Source organism: Hymenobacter chitinivorans DSM 11115, from assembly GCF_002797555.1.
In the GTDB taxonomy this organism is placed as follows: Bacteria; Bacteroidota; Bacteroidia; order Cytophagales; family Hymenobacteraceae; genus Hymenobacter; species Hymenobacter chitinivorans.
Genome location: NZ_PGFA01000003.1, coordinates 372,887 through 395,360 on the forward strand (window position 1 = coordinate 372,887; position 22,474 = coordinate 395,360).

The following is a 22,474-nucleotide window of genomic DNA, read 5'->3' on the forward strand; positions in this document are numbered from 1 at the left end:
GAATTTTTCCCCGAACCGGCGGCCTGCCCTGCTAAATAGCGGCTACCGGCCCGCGGCCCGGCGCCGGCCCTTGGGCGTATGGGCCGCGTCGGCGGGCTCCCGGCTGAAGGTAATGGGCAGGGTGTAGCGCATATCCACGGCCTTCTCATTCTGACGGGCCGGCTCCCAGGCCGGCATCTGCCGCACCACGCGCAGGGCTTCGGCATCAAGCAGCGGGCCAATACCTTTCAAGACCTTGGCATCAGCAATAGCCCCGGTTTTGGTGACCAGGAAGCTCACGAACACCTTGCCCGAAGCCGTGGTGCTGTCGGGGTAATGCAGGTTTTGCCGCATGTAAGCTTGCAGACCCTTCATGCCGCCCTTGAATGTGGGCATCACCTCCACATATTCGCCCAAGAGCATCCGCTCGGGGGCCTCGGCCGTTGTCGGAGCCAGAGGGCTCAGCTCCTCGGGCGTCTTGAGCTGCAGCTGGGTGGTGGGCTCAAACCGGGTGTTCAGCTCGGCTTTGCGCACCTGGGCCCAGGCCTCGCCGCTGGTCAGCCCTAGGCCGCACACCAGCACCAGCGCCACCAGAAACCGCCGCAGCTTGGGGCGCAGCTGTACCAGAGGCTGCACCGGGGCCAGCTGCTCCCGGCGAAACCGGCCGCACAGGCGGCCGTCGGGCGAGGCGGCGCGGGCGGCATCCAGGTCGGCCTGGGTGGCGTGGGTGAAGTCGACCACCGTGCGCTGGCAGCTCTGGCAGTGGCGGCCCTGGGCGGTGGGCGTCATCTGCTGCCAGTCTTCATGGCAGGTGCTCAGGCGGACGTTGAGGATGGGCAGGCTGAGCATCTTACTTTATCTGGAAGGTAACCGGAATCGTATAGTACACGTCCACGGCCTGCCCATTTTGGCGACCAGGCACAAATTTGCCATCTAACAGTTGCACTAAACGCAACGCCTCGGCATTCAGAGTTGGGTCAGGACTTTTGAGCACCTCGGCATCCCGGATTGGGCCGGTCTTATCAATGATAAATTTGACGAATACCTTCCCCTCTGCCTCAACACTGGCGGCAGCGGGCCATTGCTGGTTACGCTTTATAAAATCGAGGAGGCCTGCCCACCCGCCGTCCTTGAACTGGGGCATCTGCTCTACATAGGTGTATACTTTCGGACCTGTAGCAGCCACCGGCTCTGGCTCTGGAACGTCGATTATCAGGTCTCCGCTAAGCTCCGTGACGGCTTCTACATCCGGGGGCGGTTTGCGGGTCACGGGCTTGCGGGCCGCCGGCTTGTGGGCGGTAGTGGCTTTGCGCACCTGGGCCCAGGCCTCGCCACTGGTCAAACCCAGCCCGCAGACCAGCACCAGCGCCACCACGAACCGCCGCAGCCGGGCGCCGAGCCGGGGCGCGGGGGCCAGCTGCTCCCGGCGCAGCCGCCCGCAGACCCGCCCATCGGGGGAAGCGGCGCGGGCCACCAGCAGGTCGGCGTGGGTGGCGGCGGTCAGGTCCACCACTTCCCGGTCGCAGCTGCGGCAGTGGCGGCCCTGGGCGGTAGGCGTCATCTGCTGCCAGTCTTCGGAGCAGGCATTCAGGCGCACGTTGAGCAGAGGCAGAGCAAGCATAGTCTCGGGGTGGGTGGGAAGGGGGACGGGAAAAGGCCCGCGCAGCTCTAACGCGGCTCCGGCCTCCGGCCGCATCTGAAAGATACATTTCTGCCTGATTTTTTGCGGCTTCCCGGCCAAAGGCAGTCTTCGAGTTCCTCCGAAACTCCCCGGCACCGGTGCCGGACGGTTCCCGGGTGCTCGGCATACATCCGGCACCGGTGGCGGATGACTCCGGAGCACTTATTAGTCGTCCGGCACCGGTGCCGGATAACTCCAGAGTACTCATTAGTCATCCGGCACCGGTGCCGAGTGCCTCCAGAGTACTCATTAGGCATCCGGCACCGGTGCCGATACCCTCCGGAGGACCCTGGATACACCCGGCACCGGTGCCGGGTGTATCCAAGGTCCTCCGGAGGCCTTGGCTACTGGTGGCAGGTCTATCTGGAGCGGTGCCGAGTGGGGTTGGCAGAAAGCGCCTAGTCGAAATACTCCCGGCCGCGGGTGTCGATGTAGCCCGTGCGGCCGTCGGGGGTGGTGACGCGGGCCACGTCGGCCACGAAGGGCTCGGCGGCGGCGTACTTGGGAGCCACCAGCAGGGTGCCGTCCTCGGCCAGGTAGCCCAGCTTGCCCTGCTGCTCCACCACGGGCAGCACGAAGTTGTTGGCCTCCACGGCCCGGATGGCGTCGTACTCCAGGGGCAGGATCAGCTTGCCCTTGTTGTTGAGCACGCCCCATTTGGCGCCCTGGCGCACGAAGAGCAGGCCGTTGTAGTTCTCCACAATCTCGTCGTAGATGCTCGGCACCACGGCCTGGCCCACCGTGAAGCGGAAGCCAACCTTGCCGTTTTGCCGCAGCAGGTCGCCCTGGGTCAGAAATTCGGTTTCGGGCTCGGGCTCGGGCGGCGTAGTCAGGCGCTTACCCGAGCCGTCGATCTGGAAGGTCTCGCCGTTGAGTTCCACCGTGGCCCGGTTCCGCACAAAAGTGCTGGCCTTGGTAAACTGCACCGGCGTGACGGGGTTGCCGCCCCCGTCGATGTAGCCGTACAGGGGGCCGATGCGCACCCAGGCCAGCTCCCGCACGAAGGGCCCGGCCTCGTCGTAGAGCAGGGGCAGCACCAGGCGGCGGTGCTGGTCGACGTAGCCCCACTTGGTGCCCTGGCGGAAGGGAATCAGCCGGGCCGAGGAGGTCTGGGCCGGGCTGGTGGCCGTCAGCAGCAGGGCCAGCAGGAGCAGAGCCACCGATTTGGGGAAGAAATAAACGCGGGAGAAGCCAGACATTACCGCTAAGATACGAGGCTGAGCCTGAATCAGAAAGGCGGACTTCACCGGGGCTTCACCGCCGCCGGGCCTACTTGGCCGGCCCAGGCCGGGCCGACTGGGCGGCCAACATCGCCGCTCCGGGCTTGTTTTGAGGCTCTACCATGGGAGCAGCAGCCGGGGTTCGTACCTTTAGGGCGCTACTCAACCCATATTCTTTTGCACTACCGCTATGTCCCTACTTCCAACCTACCCGCGCTTCACGCTGGGCCCGGGGCTCACGGCTGAGCAGCGGGCGTTTTTCCGGCAGCACGGCTTTCTGCACTTCCGGGCCTTTCTCCCGCCCGAGCAGGTGCAGCAGGTGCTGGCCGCTACCGAGCAGGTGCAGGCCCGCTGGCTGGCCGAAGGCGTGGAAAAAGTAAACGGCGTGCCCATCAAGTACGGCCGTGACGTGGACGGCTCCCGCATCGTGCAGCGCTTCGCCTTTGCCTCCCAGCACAGCCCCGTGCTGCACGAGCTGCTCCAGGACCCGCGCTTCGAGGCCCTGTTCCCATTGCTGGAAGCCCCCAACGGGCGCGTGGGCGAAAACGAGAAGGACGGCCTGGTCATCAACCACTACGTGAACGTGCCCGGCTCGGAGTTCAGCCAGATGGGCTGGCACACCGACTCGCTGCGGGACGTGTTCTACGGCAAGCGCATCGGGCCCATGCTCAACGTGGGCCTGCACCTGGACGGCACGGCGGCCACCAACGGCGGGCTGCGCATCATTCCCGGTACTCACCGCCAGGGTTTGCACCAGCTGCTGTTTCGCAAGAAGTACTACAAGGACGTGTCGTACGACCCCAACGAGCTGGCTGTCGAAACCCAGCCCGGCGACCTGACCGTGCACGACGGCCGCATGTGGCACCGCGTGGCCCAGTCGCCGCTGGTGGGCGAGGCCTCCCGCCGCCGGGTGATGTACGTGCCCGTCATCAGCGGCAAGTATTCCCCCAAGCAGCCCGACAGCCCCACCCCGTTTTACCTGCGGTTTCTTCATCTGGTGAAATAGTGAATGAGTGAGTGAGCGAATGAGTGAGTTGCGTTCAGTAGCTCCCGTCTGCTCTATTCCACTACTTCACTCATTCACCACTTCACTCATTCACAGATGCCTTACGCACTTATTACCGGCGCTTCGCGCGGCATTGGCCGGGCCCTGGCCCACGAGCTGGCCCAGCGCGGCTACAGCCTGCTGCTCACGGCCCGCAGCCAGGATCAACTGGCCCAGGTGGCCACGGAGCTCGGCCAGCAGTACCAGGTGGAGGCCCGCGTCCTGGCCCTGGATTTGGCCGAGGCCGGGGCGGCTACCCGGCTGGCCGAGTGGGCCCGGGCCCAGACCCCGGAGCTGGCGGTGCTGGTTAATAATGCAGGCTACGGCCTTTGGGGGCGGTTTGAGGACTTGCCCCTGGCTGCCCAGCAAAACATGCTGCAGCTCAACATGCTCCTGCCCGTGGAGCTGACCCACCAGCTGCTGCCTTTGCTCAGGCAGCAGCCCAAGGCCTACATTCTGAACATTGCCAGCACGGCGGCCTACCAGGCGGTACCCACGCTCACGCTCTACGCGGCCAGCAAGGCCTTTCTGCTCACCTTCTCCCGGGGCCTGCGCTACGAGCTGCGCGAGTCGCCCGTCTCGGTGACCTGCCTGAGCCCCGGCGCCACCACCACCGACTTCGCCGACCGGGCCGGCATGAGTGCGGGCCTGCAGGAAGTATCGGCCAAGCTCTCCATGACGCCCGCGCAAGTAGCCAAGTTCGGCGTCACGGCCCTGCTGGCCGGCGAGGCCGAGGTAATTCCCGGCGCCCTCAACAAGGTGTCGGCCAAGCTCACCAGCCTGGTGCCCAAGTCCCTGACCGAGAAAATTGCGGCCAACATCTACGAGAAGCACCTGAAGTAGAAGCGGCGCAGGGCCGGCGCCGACGTTGTTTACCCTGTCATCCTGAGCAGAGCGAAGGATCGTCCTCACCTACCACACAAAGGCAAATGCCAATGTGCAACCGCCCTTTACCGCGCCGCTGGTAAGGGGCTGTTGTACGTTTAATAAGCCTTGTCACTCAGGGGAGGAAGGTCCTTCATTCCGCTGCACTCAGGAGGACAGTCGAAGCGGGAGGGATGACAGAGTGAACAACGACGTAAAACCTAGTAGCGGGCCACGCGGCGGGCCAGCCAGGCACTCAGGCCGGCAAACGCGGGGGCGGCCAGCACATCATACGTGTAGTGCGCATGCTGCACCATCACCAGCAGGCCAATCAGGGCGCCGGCCAGCAGCAGGCCGCGGCGCAGGGCCGGGTGCTGCACGGTGAGGTACAGCAGGAGCACCGTGGCGGTGTGGGCCGAGAAGAACAGGTCCTTGGTAATAGGCGTGGCCGAGGCGTAGAACAGGTTGTCCACCAGCGGGTCGTGGAGCAGCACCAGGCCCGTGGGCGGCTCCAGGGGCAGCAGCCAGAGCGTGAGTAGCCGGAAGCCGTGCAGCAGGCCGTAGCCCCACAGGGCCCGCAGCAGCAGCCGGGGCCGCGGCACCAGGTGCACCACGGCCACGGCAATGCTCAGGTAAATAGCCCCGAAGGTGAGCCAGGATACGTCGTGGGCCGGCAGCCAGGCCAGCACCGGGTCGGGCAGCACCACCCCGGGCCGGGCCTGGATAAAGGCGAAGAACCGCGGAATAGCGGCCCCCAGGGCCAGCAGCAGCGCCAGAATGCTCAGCAGCCGTACCCGGAAGGCCGGCTGCCGCCACAGCTGGGGCCAGGTGGGCTCGGCGGCGGCCGGCGCGGGGGGCAGGGCGAACGGTAGGGGCATACGGCGCGGGGTTGAAAGGCAAAAGTAGCAGCTGCCGCCCGGCCCCCGGTGAAAAATCAGCCTAGCCGCAAATCAGCCCCGCATTGTACCTTGCCAGTTCAACCCCCGCCTTGCCGGCTTCCGATGAAATACTTCTATTCTGCTATTCTTGCCACTGGTTTGCTGGCCACTGCTGCCTCCACCGCCCATGCCCAAAACGCGGCCCTGGATGCCCGTATTGCCAAGCTCTCCGCCGCTGAGGAAGCCAAAGTCATAGCCTGGCGGCGCGACTTCCACCAGAACCCGGAGCTGGGCAACGAGGAGACGCGCACGGCCGGCATTGTGGCTGCCCACCTCAAGAGCCTGGGCCTGGAAGTGCAAACCGGCGTGGGCCGCACCGGCGTGGTGGGCATTCTGCGCGGGGGCAAGCCCGGTCCGGTAGTCGCCCTGCGCGCCGATATGGACGGGCTGCCCGTCACGGAAACCTCCGGCGTCCCGTTTGCCTCCACCGTTAAAGCCACCTACCTGGGCCAGCCCGTGGGCGTGATGCACGCCTGCGGCCACGACGCCCACATGGCCATGCTGATGGGCGCGGCCGAGGTGCTGAGCCAGGTGAAAAAAGACTTGCCCGGCACCATCAAGTTCATTTTCCAGCCCGCTGAGGAAGGCTCGTTGCCCGGCGTGGTAGGCGGGGCCAAACTCATGATACAGGAAGGCGTGCTGGAAAAACCCAAGGTGGATGCCGTATTCGGGCTGCACATCAACGCCCAGACCGAAGTCGGCAACCTCTCATTCCGGCCCGGGGGTGAAATGGCGGCTTCCGACCGGTTTACCATCAAGGTCATTGGCAAAGGCGCCCACGGGGCCCGGCCCTGGAGCAGCGTGGACCCCGTGGTAACGGCCGCCCAGATTATCGTGGGCCTGCAAACCATCGTGAGCCGGCAGGTGAACCTGACCGATGATGCGGCCGTCGTGACGGTGGGCACGGTCAAGGGCGGGGTGCGCTACAACGTTATTCCGGCCGACGTGGAGCTGAGCGGCACCATCCGGACCTTCAACAAAAAGGCCCAGGAGCAGGTGTGGGCCGCCATCCGGCGCACCGCCACCGGCATTGCCGAAAGCGCCGGGGCCACCGTGGAGGTTGACATTGTGCCCTACGTGCCCGTGACCTTCAACGACCTGCCCCTGACGGCCAAAATGCTGCCCACCCTGCAACGCGTGGCGGGCGGGGCGGCCCACGTGCAGGAAGTGAAAGTCAACACCTGGGCCGAGGACTTCTCTTTGTACCAGGAAAAGGTGCCCGGCGTGTTCGTCTTCCTGGGCGGCATGCGCAAGGGCGGCGACGTGGCCACCACCGCCGACCACCACACGGCCGGCTTCACCCTCGACGAAAGCGGCTTCACGCTGGGCGTCAAGACCCTGGCTACCCTGGCCGCCGACTACCTGAGCATGAAAAAATAGCCGGCCGGCAACCTTCCGCGCCCTTTCGTTTCTATCCCCCGATTCTACCTGACCTTTCCACCGATGAAGCCAACTCAGTACGCCCTGGCCGTCCTGCTCACGGGCGCCTTGCTGCCCCACCATACCCAGGCCCAAAACGCGGCCCTGGATGCCCGCATTGCCAAGCTCTCCGCCGCTGAGGAGGCCAAAGTCATAGCCTGGCGGCGCGACTTCCACCAAAACCCGGAGCTGGGCAACGAGGAGACGCGCACGGCCGGCATCGTGGCTGCCCACCTCAAGAGCCTGGGCCTGGAAGTGCAAACCGGCGTGGGCCGCACCGGCGTGGTAGGCATTCTGCGCGGCGGCAAGCCCGGTCCGGTAGTCGCCCTGCGCGCCGATATGGATGGCCTGCCCGTCACCGAAAAGAATGAATTGCCCTTCGCCAGCAAGGTCCGCACCCAGTACAACGGGCAGGAAGTGGGCGTAATGCACGCCTGCGGCCACGACACCCACGTAGCCATGCTCATGGGCGCGGCCGAGGTCTTGAGTCAGGTGAAAAAAGACTTGCCCGGCACCATCAAGTTTATTTTCCAGCCCGCCGAAGAGGGTTCTTTGCCCGGCGTGGAAGGCGGAGCCAAGCTCATGGTGAAAGAAGGCATCATGGAAAATCCCAAGGTCGACGCCGTGTTCGGGGTTCATATCAACGCCCAGACCGAAGTCGGGACGCTGAAGTACCGGCCGGGCGGCGAAATGGCGGCTTCCGACGTCTTTACCATTAAAGTAAAAGGCAAATCGGCCCACGGCGCCTACCCCTGGCTGAGCGTGGACCCGGTGGTAGTGGCGTCCCAGATTGTGATGGGTCTGCAAACCATTGTGAGCCGGCAAACCCAGCTCACCGAAGACGCGGCCGTTATTACCGTGGGCATGGTGCACGGCGGGGTCCGCAACAACATCATCCCCGAGCAGGTGGAGCTGACGGGCACGATTCGCACGCTCAACAAGGACATGCAGCGCAAAATCTGGGAGGACATCCGCCGTACGGCCACCAACATTGCCGAAAGTGCCCAGGCCACGGCCGAAGTCGACATCGTGAACTACACGCCCGTGACCTTCAACGACGTGAAGCTGACCGAGCGGATGCTGCCTTCCTTGCGCACCGCCGCCGGCGCCGAACGTAAAGTGGTGCTGCAAAAGGCCGTAACCGGGGCCGAGGACTTTGCCTTCTACCAGGAAAAAGCACCCGGCCTGTTCGTTTTCGTGGGCGGCATGACGCCCGGCACCAACCCGGCCACCACCGCCCCCCACCACACGGCCGGCTTCCGCATCGACGAAAGTGGGCTGACGCTGGGCGTTAAAACCCTGGCCACCCTGGCCGCTGATTATTTAACTCTGAAAAAGTAAGGTACCCCGATGAACATTGCCCTCGTAACCTGCGAAAGTCTGACGCAGTACGCCGCGCCCACCGTGGAAGATGAAGACAGCCTGCTCACCCGCTACCTGCGCGAACAAGGCCACCAGGTAGCCCCGCGGGTGTGGACCAACCCGGCCGTCGACTGGGCTGGCTACGACAAAGTGGTGGTAAAATCCCCCTGGGACTACTTCGACCGGGTCGACGACTTCTACGCCTGGCTCGACCGGATGGACGCCACCGGCATCGAGCTGCTCAACCCGTCGAGCATCATCCGCTGGAATGCCGATAAGAAATACCTGTGCGACCTGGAGCAGGCCGGCATCCCGATTGTGCCCACCCACTGGCTGCCCAAAGGCAGTGCCGTGGTGATTGATGAGCTGTTTGATAAACTCGGCAGCGACCAGCTGGTGGTGAAGCCAGCCGTGAGCGGGGGCGCCAAAAACACGTTCACCCTCACCCGCCTCGAAACCGCCGAGCGCCTGCCCCAGCTCACCGAATTGGTGCAGCACGAAGACTTCCTGGTCCAGCCCTTCCAGCCCCAGATTCAGACCGAGGGCGAATGGTCCCTGATTTACCTGGGCGGCCAGTTCAGCCACTGCGTGCTCAAAACCCCCAAGTCGGGCGACTTCCGGGTGCAGCACTACCTCGGCGGCGGCATCGAGCCCCGCGAAGCCCCGGCCCACCTGCGCCAGGCCGCCGACCGGATCATCGACCAGTTTGCCCAGGGCTGCCTCTACGCCCGCGTCGACGGCGTGGATGCCGACGGCCAGTTCCTGCTCATGGAGCTCGAGCTCATCGAGCCTTTCCTCTACCTGGCTTCCAGCGAAGGCGCCCTGGCCCGCTACGAGCAAGCCTTGCAGCAGTAGGTTCGGAATTTGATGTCGTTGCCTCGTGTGTCATTGCGAGGCACGAAGCCATCCGTCCGCTGAAATGTGCGACGCCTTCTAAAGTGAAAAGCCCTTTCCTGTTTGATACGGGAAAGGGCTTTCTGGTAAAAGAATGAGTCGTGCTGCGCAGAGGATGGATGGCTTCGCGCTGCGCCTTGCAAGGACAGGCAATGCGAATCCTAGAACCCGTTCACGCTGAAGCCGCCGTCGACGCTCAGGGTCTGGCCGGTGATGTAGCTGGCGGCGGGCAGGCACAGAAACGCCACGGCGCTGCTCACTTCCTCGGGCTCCCCGATGCGCTGCAGTGGAGTGCGGTCCAGTACGCTCTGCAGATACTGCTCGTTGCTAAGCACGCCCGCGGCCAACGGCGTGCGGATGTACCAGGGCGCAATGCAGTTGACGCGGATATTGTCGGGGGCCCATTCCACGGCCAGGTTGCGGGTCAGCTGAATGATGGCCGCCTTGGTCATGCCGTACACCGAGCCCGTGCGCAAATGCACCAAACCGGCCACCGAGGAGATGTTGACGATGCAGCCCCCGCCCTCGAGCTGCAACAGCGGGTAGGCCGCCTGGCACATGCCAAACGTGGATTCGAGGTTGGTTTCCATCACGTGGCGGTAGTCCTCGGGGCTGTACACGGCCGTCGACTTGCGGATGTTGGTGCCCACGTTGTTGACCAGGATGTGGAGCTTGGGCCAGCGCCGGCTCACTTCGCGCAGCAGGTTTTCGCGCTCGTCGGGACGGCTCAGGTCGGCGCTCAGGGCGTGGGCGTCGAGGCCCTGGGCCTGCCACTGCGCCACCTGGGCGTCGAGGTCGGCGGCGCCGCGGGCCACGGCAATGACGGTGGCGCCAAAGCGCAGCAACTCCTCGGCCACGGCCGCCCCAATGCCTTTGGAGGCGCCGGTTACCAAAGCTACTTTACCCTCGAGGTTCCAGCGTTTATTCATATTTCTATATGTTAGGTCCGTGAGTGAAAAATTTTGGAAACGTATAAAATTTTGGGCAGTGCCAATACTTTTTTCGAAGTGTCTGGCAGTGAGAGGAAAGGCAAATTCTTGCAAAAACCAGGTGCGGGCGAAATTCAGTTATCTGCGAAAAGGTTGCGAATATTTCATGGATATGGCGAACCTTGTGATGATATGTTCAGTAGAATGCGCCTGGTGTTAAGAAATTATTACCTTGCTAACGCTTGGTAGTCATCCCGGCACCCCATCCTTTCTCCCCACTTCCAAACCACACATTCATGAAAAAAAAGTACTCGGCAGTAGCTGTGCTACTGGCTAGCGGCCTTGCTTGCTCCACCACCCAGGCCCAAGACAAAGCCACCGTTCAGCAGAAAGTCCTATCGGACAAAGGCACCCTGGAACTGATTGCCTTCCGTGCTGACGCTCCCGCTTACACGCTCAACGACGCCCGTAAGGCCCTGGCCGAGCAGCTGCAGATGAGCAACAATGACCAGATGCTCCGTAGCAAAACGGAAATCGACCAGCTGGGTTATGCCCACGAGCGTTACGAGCAGTACTACAAAGGCATCAAAGTAGAGCACGCCGCCTACACGCTGCACGCCAAGCAAGGCGCCGTGCAGAGCATGACCGGCAACTTCGAGCGGATCAGCAACCTGAACGTGACGCCCGCCCTCAGCGCGCAGGCCGCGTTGCAGTCGGCCCTGCAGTTTGTGGGCGCCAAGAAATACATGTGGCAGGATGCCCGCGAGGAAGCCGGCCTGAAAGAGCAGGAAAACAACCCCGCCGCCACCTACAAGCCCCAGGGCGAGCTGGTTATCGTCAACAACCAGGAGTCGGGTAAGCCCACGCTGGCCTGGAAGTTCAACATCTACGCCCAGCAGCCCCTGAGCCGCGCCTACGTCTACGTGGATGCCGCCACCGGCGCCGTGGTGTTGCAGGATGCCATTATCAAGCACACGGCGGCTACGGCTACGTTTGCTACGGCCTACAGCGGCACCCGCTCGTTGGCCAACGAAACGGTAGTAGCCGGCCAGTACCGCCTGCGCGAGTACACCCGCGGCCTGGGCATCGAAACCTACAACTGCCGCAAAGGCAACAGCTACACCTCGGCCGTGGACTTCACCGACGCCGATAACAGCTGGACTGAGTACAACAACGCCAACTTCGACAACGTGGCCGGCGACGCCCACTTCGGCGCCCAGGCCACGTTCGACTACTGGAAGCTGGTGCACGGCCGCAGCTCCTACGACAACGCCAACGCCAAAATCAAGAGCTACGTGCACTTCGACGACACCCCCGGTGACGGCGTGGGCTACGAAAATGCCTACTGGAACGGCTCGGTCATGACCTACGGCGACGGAGCCACCCGCTTCCGCCCCCTGACGGCCCTGGACGTGTGCGGCCACGAAATCGGCCACGCCGTGTGCGAAAAGACGGCTAACCTGACGTATCAGAACGAGTCGGGCGCCATGAACGAAGGCTTCTCCGATATCTGGGGGGCCGCCATCGAAGCCTACACGGCCGCCCAGCTGGGCCTGACCAAGTCGACCTGGCTGATTGGGGAAGACATCGACAAGCAGCGCCCCGGCCTGCGCTCGATGAGCAACCCGAATGCCGAAGGCCAGCCCGACACCTACAAAGGCACCTACTGGAAAGCTACGACCACCGCTCCGAGCCAGTCGAACGACTACGGCGGAGTACACACCAACAGCGGCGTGCTGAACCACTGGTTCTACCGCGTGGCCGTGGGGGGCAGCGGCACCAACGACATCGGCAGCGCTTTCAGCGTAACCGGCGTGGGCATTGACGCCGCCGCCAAAATTGCCTACCGCACCGAAAGCGTGTACCTGACGGCTTCGTCGAACTACGCTTCAGCCCGCACGTATTCCATTCAGGCCGCTACCGACCTCTACGGGGCTGGTTCGGCTCAGGTCCAGGCCGTTACCAACGCTTGGTACGCCGTGGGCGTAGGCGCGGCCTACGGTGGCGGCGGTGGCACCACGCCGACCACGCCGACGTATTGCACCTCGAAAGGCACCAGCGTATCGTATGAGTACATCGACTACGTGGCCCTGGGTACGCTGAGCCGCACTTCGGGCGCCGACGCCGGCTACTACAACGGCACGGCCCTGACTTCGCCCACCCTGACCGGCGGCACCTCGCAGACCATCAGCGTTAGCGCTGGGTTCACGGGCACGGCTTACTCGGAGTACTTCAAAGTGTACATCGACTACAACCAGAACGGCTTGTTCACCGACGCCGGCGAACTGGTAGTAAACGCCGCTGCCAGCACCTCGACGGCCACCCGCAGCTTTGCCTTCACGGTGCCCACCACGGCCAAGAACGGCAAGACCCGCATGCGGGTAGTGATGAGCGACAACTCGGCCACGACCAGCTGCAACGCCTACAGCTACGGCGAAACCGAAGACTACAGCGTGACCATCAGCGGTGGCACGGCCTTCGCCGGCCTGAATGGCATCTCGGCAGTTAGCTCCTCGACCCAGTTCGACGTGTACCCCAACCCCGCTACCGACCTGCTCAACATCGCGCTGCCCAACAACGCGCAGGTGGTTTCGGTGAAAGTAATGGACGTACGCGGTGCCGTAATCGAAGCCGCTCGCTACGAAGGCAACGGCCAACTGAACGTGGCCAACCTGGCCAAGGGTATGTACACCCTGACCGTGAGCGACGGGCAGATGACCTACCGTCAGCGCTTCGTGAAGCAATAGGCGAGTCTACTTGCCAAGGATTGAAAAAGGCCCGTCGCTTGACGGGCCTTTTTTGCGTTTGTTGGGGTGGGCTTCGGTCGAACTCTAGTAGGGCCGTCTGCGGCCTGGGCTCGTGGGGAAAACTGATACAGGGCAGCCCCAGGGCTTTATCGAAGTCCAGCCCATGGCTAGCAGAGGTACTAGGCATACCTGGCCTGATGCAAAACGCCCTCCCCGGTGTGCGTGGGAGGGCGTTTGGATATAGTGGTAAACGCGGCAGCCTTACTGCCAGGGCGAGTACTCCAGCTTGAGCTCCAGCAAGCCGAATCCGTCGTTGCGGGTGGCATTGCCACGCTGGCTGATGTCGTCGAGGTGGTCGGTGGAAGTAAAGTAGTACGAGCCCTCGGCCGAGGCATTGAGCCGGGGCGAGAGACGGAACGTGAGGCCCAGACCCACGGGCGCAATAAGGGCCGTGGCCGGGTAGTCGTTGCGCTCAGCGGTCAGGAAAGTTGTGCTGGGCACCGGGCGGCCGTTGCCCATGTACGATTCGGGCGTGTAGAGCAGCACCCCCACGCCGGCCTTGACGTAGGGTTTAATCAGGGAGGCCGTCCCGTGCGAATCGGCAAACTCGGCCTCGTCCCGGGTTAGCTCGTAGCGTACGAAGCCGGTGAGGGCACCGTTTTTGCCCTGAAAAGCATACCCCCGCTCCGGCAGCTGGTCTTTGGCACCAAGCTTAAACAGCGACAGTTCACTGCCCACAATTACCCGGGGCCGCACCATGTAGAGCACGCCCAGGCTGCCGCTGGGGCCGGGCAGGTTGTCGGCAAAGCTTTCGGCCAAGTCGCCATTATAAAAAGCGGCCCCGCCCCCCAGGGTAAAATACACCGGCCCGCGGTGGTAAGGGCGGGCCGAGTTGGTAAAGTGCCGGCGGCGGCGCTCCGGGCCCTGGGCCGCGGCAGTGTGCGCGTACAGCGAAAAAAGCAGCAAGCTGCCGAGTAAAGTCAGGCGAAAGTTCACGGCCAAATACAGTTGGTGAGCAGCCCGAATACGCACGCCGAGCTCCTTCCGTTGCTGACCGGGGCCGCGGCGAAGCTTATTTGAACATGCCCTGGGGGTCGGGCAGCTTGGCGGATAGGTCGCTAACCAGGTCCAGGTCGAGGCTGCTCACGTTCAGGCTTTGGCCTTTGTGCACCGCCTCCCAGGCCTTGGCGTAGTCTTCGCGCAGGTAGTGCACCCGGGCCATCTGCTGCCAGGTGTAGGCGTTGTTGGGGTCGGCGGCCAGGGCCTTTTCGAGCTGCTGCTGGGCCTGGTCAAGGTCCTTTTTCTTTTTGGTTTGTCCGTACCGAATCAGGTAGCTGGTGCCCAGGTCGGAGAGCATCAGCGCGTTGGTGGGCGCCACCGTCAGGCCCTGCAGCAGCAGGCTGATGCTCTCGTCGGGGGTGGGGTTGCGGCTGGCAATAACGCCCAGGCCCCGGTAGGCATCGGCATTCTTCTGGTCCAGCAGCCAGGCCAGGTTAAAGCGGTACAGAGCCGTGTCGGCCTGGTTTTCGGTGAGGTACTCGTAGCCCTTGGTAGAAAAGAACTTGCTGGCTTCGGTGCGCGACGGGAAATTGCGGTCAATGTCGGCCAGGAAAGCCGGACCCGCCAGCTGCTGGGCTGCTTCCACCGACAAGCCCCCGAACAGCGGCAGCAGGCGGTTGGCAGCCGAGCCTGCCTCGCCGGTTTTTACTTTGACTTTGGTTTTACGCTGGGCGTGCGCCGGGGCTGAGGCCAGGGCCAAGCCGCAGACGAGGAGCAACAGGTATTTTTTCATGGGAAAGAGCAACGGAGGGAAAAGAACGAAGAGCCAAGGCCGAGGCCAGCAGGCAAATATAGAGGGGCTGCCGGCAACCCGGCGCGGCCGGGCGCGTTGGTCCTAGCGCGGCGGCCAAACCGGTAGCCGTGCTAGTAAAGTATATAGCCCCGCGCCGGGTTCCGTGCCCGGCCCCAAACTTCGCCTTCCTTCCTGCTCTTATGCGTTTTTCCCGCCTGCTGGCGCTGCCAGCCGTGTTATTGATAGTATTACTGGTGCTCGTGGCCCACGAAATGGCTCAGGCCCGCCCCAGTCGCCGCTTTGCTAACCTAACCTACGTGCCCACCACCGAAGCCGGCTTCGATGCCGAGCGGCACCGCCTCGACGTGTATGCCCCGCGCCGTAAGGCGGCCGCGCCGTACCCGGTAGTCGTGTTCATTCACGGCGGCAGCTGGAACAGCGGCAACAAGAACTTTTACTCCTTTATCGGGCGGCGCCTGGCCAAGCAGGGCGTAGTGGCCGTCGTTATCAACTACCGCCTGGCACCCACGGTGCTGGTGCCCGCCATGGCCGACGACTGCGCCCGGGCCGTCATCTGGACCACCCAGCACATTGCCCAGTACGGCGGCGACCCGCAGCGGCTCTTTACCATGGGTCACTCGGCCGGGGGCGGGCTGGCGGCGCTGCTGGCCGCCGACAACACGCTTTTCACCCGCCGGGGCCTGGCTACCAACCCCGTGCGCGGCGCCATCCTCGACGACCCCGCGGGCCTGGATATGTACGACTACCTGCGCAAAATGCAGTACGGCGGCGACGAGCAGTATTTGGTGCCCTTCGGCAAAGACCCGGCCGTCTGGAAAGCCGTGTCGCCGATGTACTACGTCACGGCCGCCACGCCGCCTTTTCTGATGTTTGTCGGCGGCGAAACCTACCCTTCGATTAGCAGCAGCAGTGCGAAATTCCGGCAGAAGCTCAAAGGGCTGGGGCGGGAGCCGCAATTCTCGGTGCTGCCCGGCAAAAAGCACGTGCCCATGGTGCTGCAGCTCTACTGGCAAAACAACGTGGTCTACCAGGAGCTACTCAAATTCGTGGGGGCCGCCCGCTAGCCGAACAGTGAAGTCTGGGCCGCCGGCTGCTCGTGGGCCAGCAGCCACTTTTTGCGGGGCAGGCCGCCAGCGTAGCCCGTGAGCTGCCCGCCGGCCCCGATGATGCGGTGGCAGGGCCAGACGATGGCCAGCGGATTCTGCCCGTTGGCCGCGCCCACGGCCCGCACCGCGCCGGGGTTGTTTAGCAGGCGGGCCAAATCGAGGTAGGAAGCCGTGCGGCCGTAGCCTACCTGCTGCAACACCTGCCACACCCGCTGCTGAAACTCGGTGCCGCGGGCCACGTCATACACCAGGGAAAAGTCGCGCAACTCCCGCCCGAAGTAGGCCTGCAGCTGCTGGTGGGCCTCCCGCAGGCAGGCCGGCACAGCAGCCGCGGCGGTATTGGGCTGGGACTGGGCTTCGTCCAGAAAGGTCACGGCGGCCAGGCCGGCCTCTGAGCCCCGCAGTTCCAGCTGGCCGATGGGCGTGGGCAGGTAGGAATAGGCGTAGTCGGGGGCAGGAGCGGGCATGGCGCAAAGATAACGCTGGTAACGTAGTGCGGCCGTCGGAATTAGTGGCCCTCGAAGACTGTCATTGCGGCCCAGAGCCGCTCAAACTCGCCCTGGTAGCGCGCCACGGCCGTGGTATCGTCGGTGATGAGCAGGTTTTCCAGGTTGGCCGTAGCCGCCGAGCGGGTCCAGTTGTAGCTGCCCGTAAGCACCAGGCGCCGGTCGGCCAGGGCAAACTTGTGGTGCATATGGTCCGTGGTCTGGTCGATGCGGACGGGAATGCCGTTGGCCTGCAGCTGCCGGATGTCGGAGCCCCGGTCGAAGAGCTTGTCGTTGTCGGTGAGCAGGCGGATAGTCACGCCCCGGCGGTGGGCGGCCAGCAGGGAGTCGGTAATCCGGTCATCCGAAATGGTGAACACGCACACGTCGAGCTGGTGGGCGGCGTGGCTGATAAACTGCCGGATGGCGTCCACGCACTCGGTGCCGGGGCTGAAATGCACGGCGGTCTGGGCCGGCTGGGGCGGGGCCAGGGGCAGCAGCAGGGCGCTGGCCGCTTCCAGCCACTCCACCACGGCCTTGTCCTCAAACGAGTTGAACCGCTCCCGGGCCAGGGCAAACAGCTGCTGGCGCAGCGTCGTCAGGGCCGGGCCCTGCTGCCCGTGGGCGGCCAGGCGGCTGCGCAGGGCCCGCGCCTCGGCCACCGACAAGGTTGAATCGGCAAAGGACTGCTCAAATTGCCGCAGCAGGGCCCGTGTGCCCGCGGCGTCGGAGGAAGAGGCGCTCATACCGGGTTAGGTTAACGACAACGACAAGGCCACATCCGACTCCGTAACGAGCGTAATAGGCTTGGGAATAGCGGCCGACACGGTTTCCTGGGCCTGAAGCAGGGCTTCGGCATAAGCCGCGTCCAGCACGCGGGTCAGGCCGGGGTCGGGGGCGGTAGTGTCGGCGTCCCAGAGGCCGGCGCGGTGCCAGGGCGTGAGGTGGTCCCAGTCGGGCCGGTCGATAATGGGGTAGAGGCAGGCCCCGAATACGGGCACGCCGGCCTGCAAAGCCGCCGCGCACTCCCGCCCGATCATCTCAATCCAGGCGGGCCGGTCGATGCCGGGGTGGCTGGTTTCGGTGAGCACCACGGGGCGCTGGTAGCGCTGCCAGGCCCGGGTCAGCAGGAAGCTCAGGGGCCGGAAGCGCGGGTCGTTGAAGTCGTTGGCCCAGGGCAGGGTCTGGTGCGGGTCGAGCTGCCACTGGTTGTCGTAGTAATAGTTAAAGCCTAGCAAATCGAGGAATTCGGGGCGCCCGCCCAGGTCGGGGCAGAGGCGGCCAGACAGCATATCGACGGCCTGAAACTGGTTTTCGTCGAACTCTCGGGCCCGCTGCCGCAGGTGGGCGTCGGCGCCGGGCGCGGCCACGATGTGAATCAGGGGCTCGGTGGTCAGGATGCGGATGCCCGGGTCGGCTTCGCGCAGGGCGGCCACGCCTTCAATGTAGGCCCGCATCAGGCCGCGCTTCACTTCCCAGCCCTGGCCCACGCAGTAGGGCGAGGTGCCGCGCACGTCGCCGCCCAGCCAGCTCATGAAGCTCACCTCGTTGATGGGCGTCACGATGAGCGTATCGTCGGGGCGCTGGCCGCGGTAAAACTCCACGAAAGCCCGGCAGAGGTGGGCAAAGCGGCGGGCAAACATAGGGTGCAGGGGCGTCAAATCGTCGGGGTAGCCGAAGTGGCACAGGTCCCAGATCTGCTGAATGCCGTGGCGCCGGCCCGCGTCGAGCATGACTTGCACCGTGCTCCAGTCGTACTGATACGGTACTTTCTCGACCTGGCTCCAGCGGATGCCTTCCCGCACGCTGCCGATATTGAAGGGTTGCAGGTCCTGGTAATCGGCGTCGAGGCGCTGCAGGTGGCCGGTCAGGGTCAGGAAATCAACCCGGTGCCCGAAGGCATTGAGCTGGTCGGTGCATTCAAAGCCACCCATCCAGAAAGAGCGAAACGGATTCGTGTGCGTCGTAGCGGAAGACGTCATAAGCGCAGGGTTTTACGGGCAAAATAAGGCGGCAGCCCGGCCTTGCCAAGCCCGACTACTGCCTAATGTACCTCAAAACGGCTGGATTGGTTGGGCTTACCCCGCCCCCTGCAGAGGCAAGCCAGCCGCGGCAGGCGCTTACCAAGCCCCATAACTAGGCTTCAGGCCACGATAAAGCGGGCGGGCTACGATGGTATGCGCTTCACTAATTTTATTCCAGATGGATACCATACTGGTATAAACACTAATAAAAATAATAGATGCGTATACCCAGCGGGTAGCCGCCATAGCCAAAACGACCAGTATGTATACCTATTCGGTATGCATGCTGGTCGTTTCAAAACTTTGTATACCTAATCAAGTGGCTACGTAACCGCCCGCTTTTCCGGCCTTAAATCTGGGGTGTTACCTGGTTGGTGGGCAGCTCCGTATCCCGGTCCTTGCCGGTCAGGCTCTTGGCTTCCACGAAAATGCGCTTGAACTCGGGATGGGCCGCCCGCAGGTGGTCCTGCAACGAGGCCACGGCTACTTCCACTTCCACGGCCGAGAGATGGTCGTGAAAATCCACGTCGAGGGCCAGCACCACGTCGGCCGGGCCCAGGTACATCGTCAGCGGGGGGCGCACCTGCTCCACGCCGGGCTGCCGGCTCACGATGCTCATCACGCTGTCGATGGTGGCGTCGTCGACACCGGTGCCCACCAGCAGGCCTTTCGTGCGGCTCACCAGGAACACGGCCACCAGCATCAGCAGCAGCCCGATGGCCACCGAGGCGCCGCCGTCGAAGTAGGGGTTGTTCAGGGCGTGGCCGAAGTACACACCCAGCAGCGCCAGCACCAGGCCCACCAGCGCGGCCAGGTTTTCGAGCACCGAGGCAAACACCGCCGGGTCCTTGCTCGTGCGCAGCTGCCCCCAGAAGCCCAGCCCGCTGCCGGCACCGGCCTGAGTCAGGGCTTTGGCGGCCAGCCAGAAGGCCCAGCCCTCAAACAGGATGGCCACGCCCAGCACGATGTAGTTCCAGAGCGGGTCGGTGAGGGGCTCGGGGTGCTCGATGTGCTTGATGCCCTCATAAAACGACATACCGCCGCCGATGGCAAAAATCAGCACGGCCACAATTAGGCCCCAGAAGTACTGCTCCTTGCTGCGCCCGAAGGGGTGGCGCCGGTCGGCCGGCTTCTGGCTTTGCTTGATGCCGTAGAGCAGCAGCACACCGTTGCCGCTGTCTACCAGGGAGTGAATTCCTTCGGAAAGCATGGCCGAGGAGCCCGTGAAATAGGCGGCTACGAATTTGGAAACGGCAATGCCAACGTTGGCCGCAATGCCCCCGAACAGGGCGGTTTTTGAAGAATTAGGATCTGCCATAAGGAGTAAAAAGTGCTGTGGAAGCCGCCCAGGGCCGGGGCGAAGGTAGTCAGGGCCTGCCGAATTACGCCGGGCCCGGCTGGTTGGGGGCCGGGGCCGCGGGCAGGACTTTGGGTTCGATAAAAATGCGCCGGAACTCGGGGTGAGTGGCCCGCACGGCGTCCTGCAGCCGGTCGACGGCCTGCTCCACCTCCACCACGCTCAACTCCCGCCGAAACTCCACGTCGAGGGCCAGAAAGGCGTCGGTGGGCCCCAGGTACATGGAAAGCGGGTTGCGCACCTGGGCCACGGCCGGGTCGGCGGCGGCCAGGGCGCTGAGGCGGGCCAGGGTGGGGGCATCCACGCCTTCGCCCACGAGCAGGCCCTTGGCTTCGCGCAGCATAAAGACGGCCATGCAAATCAGCAGCAGACCGATGGTCATCGAGGCCGCGCCGTCGAGGTAAAGGTTCTGGAGCAGATGCCCGAAAAACACGCCGGCCAGGGCAATGACCAGGCCTACCAGGGCAGCCAGGTCTTCGAGCAGAATGGCAAACACGGCCGGGTCCTTGCTGGCCCGCAGTGCCTGCCAGAAGCCCACGTTGCCGCGGGTTTTCTGAAACTCGCGGAAGGCCAGCAAGCAGGCTATGCCCTCAAACAGCATGGCCAGGCCCAGCACCCAATAGTTCCAGGTGGGGTCGGAGAGGGGCGCGGGCTGCTGAATATGCTCCCAGCCCTTGTAGAGCGAGAGGCCGCCGCCCACCGAAAATACCAGCACGGCCACGATGACGGTCCAGAAGTAGAGCTCCTTGCTGTGGCCGAAGGGGTGCTGCTCGTCGGCGGGCTGCTCACTGCGGTGCAGGCCCCACAAAATCAGCAGGCCGTTGCCGCTGTCCACCAGGGAGTGAATTCCCTCGGAAAGCATGGCCGAGGAGCCCGTGAAGTAGGCGGCTACGAATTTGGAAATGGCAATGGCGACGTTGGCCCCAATAGCCCCGTACACAACCAGCTTAGAGGAGCTTCCGGCCATAGGATGAAGGAAAGATGAAGAAAGGATGAAGTACCGGTGGTACGCGTTGGCCAGAGCGCAGGTTAGCACCCGGCTTTGAACAATCCGCTTTTATCCGACTTTTACGCCTCTATGACCCAACCTTCTACCGACTCGACTCCCCAGCCCCAGCTGCGCCGCAACCTGGGCCTGGTGCAGGCCACGGCCCTGAACATGATTGACATGGTCGGCATCGGCCCCTTCGTGACCCTGCCGCTGGTGATGGGGCTGATGGGGCCCAACTTCCTGCTGGCCTGGCTGGTGGGCGCGGCCCTGGCCTCCGTCGACGGGCTGATCTGGAGTGAATTGGGGGCGGCTTACCCCGAGGCCGGGGGCTCCTATAAGTTTCTCAAGCTGGCCTACGGCGAGCAGAAATGGGGCCGCTACATGTCGTTTCTTTACGTCTGGCAGACCCTGATTCAGTCGCCGCTGGTGCTGGCCTCGGGCGCCATCGGCTTTGCCCAGTACTTCGGCTACCTGGTGCCCCTGCCCGAGTGGTGGCAGCCCAAGCTGGTGGCCGGCACGGTGGTGTTGCTGCTCATTGTGCTGCTTTACCGCCGCATCGAGGACATCGGCAAGCTGGGCGTGGCGTTGTGGGTGGGCGTACTGGGCCTCATGGGCTGGCTGATAGTGGGCGGCGTAACTCACGCTAACCACCACGTCGATATTTTTCCCACGGGCGGGCTGCCGGTGCTGCCGGGCCTGCTGCTGTCGGTGGCCATGGGGCAGGCGGCCGTCAAGACCATCTATTCCTACCTGGGCTATTACAACGTGTGTCACCTGGGCGCCGAAATCCGGGAGCCGCAGCGCGTGATTCCGCGCAGTATTTTCCTGAGCATCCTGGGCATTGCGGCTTTGTATCTGCTGCTCAACTGGAGCGTGGGCACCGTGATTCCCTGGCAGGAGGTGCAGGCCTGGCAGGCCGGGGCCGGGGATAAGTCGCAGTTTATCGTCAGCGTGTTCGTCGAGCGGCTCTACGGGCCGGCCGCCGCCACGGTGGCCACGGGCCTGGTCTTGCTGGTGGCCTTTGCCTCGCTATTTGCGGTGCTGCTGGGCTACTCCCGCATTCCGTACGCGGCGGCGGCCGACGGCGAATTTCTCCCCATCTTCGGCAAGCTCCACCCCACCAAAGATTTCCCCTACGTGTCGCTCTTGCTGCTGGGCGGCGTGGGCTTCGTGTTCAGTTTGCTGTTTCGGCTGGGCGAGGTTATTTCGGCCATTCTGGCCATGCGCATCCTGGTGCAGTTTGTGGGCCAGGCCGTGGGCCTCATGCTGCTGCGCCGTCGGCGCGGCACGGCCGGGCTGCCCTTCCGTATGCCGCTTTATCCGCTGCCCGTAGTGCTGGCCATTGGGGTGTGGCTGGCCGTGTTCTGGGGCATTGCGCCGGTAGAAGTAGAGTGGGGCGGCCGGCATTTCCGGCTGTATTTTCAGCTGGCCGCCCTGGGCATGATGGCCCTGGGTACGGTAGCCTTTCTGCTTTGGAGCCGACAGCGGCGGCAGTGGCCGTTTTTGCCGGGCCAGCAGGAAATTCCGGCCGAAGCCAAGCGCGGGTAACGCCGGTTTGGCTGCGGCTAGTACCGCGCCCAGTTTGCCGTTGTCGGAGCATACTCCTGGTCCTACGAATAG

The 22,474-nt window shown here is 63.9% G+C and carries 20 protein-coding genes; 8 read left to right on the forward strand and 12 right to left on the reverse strand.

Annotated elements, in window-relative coordinates:
• Positions 1 to 42 precede the first annotated feature (42 nt).
• From CLV45_RS18500 to CLV45_RS18510, 3 genes are all read right to left on the reverse strand, one after another.
• Entirely contained in the window at positions 43 to 828 is a 786-nt protein-coding gene (locus CLV45_RS18500; protein WP_100337958.1) for an energy transducer TonB, read from the reverse strand.
• Between the two features lies 1 nt (position 829).
• Positions 830 to 1,600, reverse strand: a complete 771-nt coding sequence (locus CLV45_RS18505; protein WP_157807640.1) for an energy transducer TonB — start codon at positions 1,598 to 1,600, stop codon at positions 830 to 832.
• A gap of 458 nt (positions 1,601 to 2,058) precedes the next feature.
• Positions 2,059 to 2,859 (reverse strand): WG repeat-containing protein, encoded by an 801-nt coding sequence (locus tag CLV45_RS18510; RefSeq protein ID WP_100337960.1) that lies wholly within the window; start codon positions 2,857 to 2,859, stop codon positions 2,059 to 2,061.
• A gap of 211 nt (positions 2,860 to 3,070) precedes the next feature.
• Here CLV45_RS18510 and CLV45_RS18515 point away from each other — a divergent pair, with 211 nt between their 5' ends.
• Together CLV45_RS18515 and CLV45_RS18520 are read left to right on the forward strand one after the other, a co-directional pair.
• Positions 3,071 to 3,886 carry a phytanoyl-CoA dioxygenase family protein gene (locus CLV45_RS18515; RefSeq protein WP_100337961.1) on the forward strand — a complete coding sequence of 272 codons (816 nt, stop codon included), beginning with the start codon at positions 3,071 to 3,073 and terminating at the stop codon, positions 3,884 to 3,886.
• Positions 3,887 to 3,982: 96 nt separating this feature from the next.
• Positions 3,983 to 4,768, forward strand: a complete 786-nt coding sequence (locus tag CLV45_RS18520) for an SDR family NAD(P)-dependent oxidoreductase (RefSeq protein WP_100337962.1) — start codon at positions 3,983 to 3,985, stop codon at positions 4,766 to 4,768.
• 242 nt (positions 4,769 to 5,010) lie between these two features.
• Here CLV45_RS18520 and CLV45_RS18525 read toward each other — a convergent pair whose 3' ends face one another.
• The gene (locus CLV45_RS18525; protein WP_100337963.1) at positions 5,011 to 5,667 is read right to left on the reverse strand and encodes a phosphatase PAP2-related protein; all 657 of its coding nucleotides are present in this window, start codon (positions 5,665 to 5,667) and stop codon (positions 5,011 to 5,013) included.
• Positions 5,668 to 5,790: 123 nt separating this feature from the next.
• Here CLV45_RS18525 and CLV45_RS18530 point away from each other — a divergent pair, with 123 nt between their 5' ends.
• The 3 genes from CLV45_RS18530 to CLV45_RS18540 all read left to right on the forward strand — a co-directional run bounded on the left by CLV45_RS18530 (position 5,791) and on the right by CLV45_RS18540 (position 9,363).
• Positions 5,791 to 7,107 (forward strand): amidohydrolase, encoded by a 1,317-nt coding sequence (locus tag CLV45_RS18530; RefSeq protein WP_100337964.1) that lies wholly within the window; start codon positions 5,791 to 5,793, stop codon positions 7,105 to 7,107.
• A gap of 63 nt (positions 7,108 to 7,170) precedes the next feature.
• Positions 7,171 to 8,487: an amidohydrolase gene (locus tag CLV45_RS18535; RefSeq protein WP_100337965.1), complete on the forward strand. Its 1,317-nt coding sequence runs from the start codon at positions 7,171 to 7,173 to the stop codon at positions 8,485 to 8,487.
• Between the two features lie 9 nt (positions 8,488 to 8,496).
• On the forward strand, positions 8,497 to 9,363 hold the full coding sequence (locus CLV45_RS18540) for an ATP-grasp domain-containing protein (protein WP_100337966.1): 867 nt from the start codon (positions 8,497 to 8,499) through the stop codon (positions 9,361 to 9,363).
• Positions 9,364 to 9,563: 200 nt separating this feature from the next.
• Here CLV45_RS18540 and CLV45_RS18545 read toward each other — a convergent pair whose 3' ends face one another.
• Positions 9,564 to 10,331 carry an SDR family oxidoreductase gene (locus CLV45_RS18545; protein WP_100337967.1) on the reverse strand — a complete coding sequence of 256 codons (768 nt, stop codon included), beginning with the start codon at positions 10,329 to 10,331 and terminating at the stop codon, positions 9,564 to 9,566.
• A 296-nt stretch (positions 10,332 to 10,627) separates the two neighbouring features.
• Between CLV45_RS18545 and CLV45_RS18550 the strand changes: the two genes are divergently transcribed.
• Positions 10,628 to 13,078 (forward strand): M4 family metallopeptidase, encoded by a 2,451-nt coding sequence (locus CLV45_RS18550; protein ID WP_100337968.1) that lies wholly within the window; start codon positions 10,628 to 10,630, stop codon positions 13,076 to 13,078.
• A 261-nt stretch (positions 13,079 to 13,339) separates the two neighbouring features.
• Here the strand turns inward: CLV45_RS18550 and CLV45_RS18555 are convergent, their stop codons facing one another.
• Entirely contained in the window at positions 13,340 to 14,044 is a 705-nt protein-coding gene (locus CLV45_RS18555) for an outer membrane beta-barrel protein (RefSeq protein ID WP_157807641.1), read from the reverse strand.
• A 106-nt stretch (positions 14,045 to 14,150) separates the two neighbouring features.
• On the reverse strand, positions 14,151 to 14,870 hold the full coding sequence (locus tag CLV45_RS18560) for a tetratricopeptide repeat protein (RefSeq protein ID WP_100337970.1): 720 nt from the start codon (positions 14,868 to 14,870) through the stop codon (positions 14,151 to 14,153).
• A gap of 200 nt (positions 14,871 to 15,070) precedes the next feature.
• Between CLV45_RS18560 and CLV45_RS18565 the strand changes: the two genes are divergently transcribed.
• Positions 15,071 to 15,955 (forward strand): alpha/beta hydrolase, encoded by an 885-nt coding sequence (locus CLV45_RS18565; RefSeq protein WP_100337971.1) that lies wholly within the window; start codon positions 15,071 to 15,073, stop codon positions 15,953 to 15,955.
• Here CLV45_RS18565 and CLV45_RS18570 read toward each other — a convergent pair.
• The 5 genes from CLV45_RS18570 to CLV45_RS18590 all read right to left on the reverse strand — a co-directional run bounded on the left by CLV45_RS18570 (position 15,952) and on the right by CLV45_RS18590 (position 20,830).
• Positions 15,952 to 16,464, reverse strand: coding sequence for a methylated-DNA--[protein]-cysteine S-methyltransferase (locus CLV45_RS18570; protein ID WP_100337972.1), 513 nt, complete (start codon positions 16,462 to 16,464; stop codon positions 15,952 to 15,954). The genes CLV45_RS18565 and CLV45_RS18570 overlap by 4 nt on opposite strands.
• 41 nt (positions 16,465 to 16,505) lie before the next feature.
• The gene (locus CLV45_RS18575; RefSeq protein ID WP_100337973.1) at positions 16,506 to 17,228 is read right to left on the reverse strand and encodes a phospholipase D-like domain-containing protein; all 723 of its coding nucleotides are present in this window, start codon (positions 17,226 to 17,228) and stop codon (positions 16,506 to 16,508) included.
• 6 nt (positions 17,229 to 17,234) lie between these two features.
• Positions 17,235 to 18,464, reverse strand: coding sequence for a glycoside hydrolase family 1 protein (locus CLV45_RS18580; RefSeq protein ID WP_100337974.1), 1,230 nt, complete (start codon positions 18,462 to 18,464; stop codon positions 17,235 to 17,237).
• Positions 18,465 to 18,855: 391 nt separating this feature from the next.
• Complete coding sequence (locus tag CLV45_RS18585; protein ID WP_170061896.1) at positions 18,856 to 19,824, reverse strand: cation diffusion facilitator family transporter; 969 nt, start codon at positions 19,822 to 19,824, stop codon at positions 18,856 to 18,858.
• Between the two features lie 64 nt (positions 19,825 to 19,888).
• Positions 19,889 to 20,830, reverse strand: coding sequence for a cation diffusion facilitator family transporter (locus CLV45_RS18590; protein WP_100337975.1), 942 nt, complete (start codon positions 20,828 to 20,830; stop codon positions 19,889 to 19,891).
• A gap of 111 nt (positions 20,831 to 20,941) precedes the next feature.
• Between CLV45_RS18590 and CLV45_RS18595 the strand changes: the two genes are divergently transcribed.
• A complete protein-coding gene (locus tag CLV45_RS18595) occupies positions 20,942 to 22,402 on the forward strand; it encodes an APC family permease (RefSeq protein WP_100337976.1) in 1,461 nt (486 codons plus the stop codon).
• Positions 22,403 to 22,474: the final 72 nt, after the last annotated feature.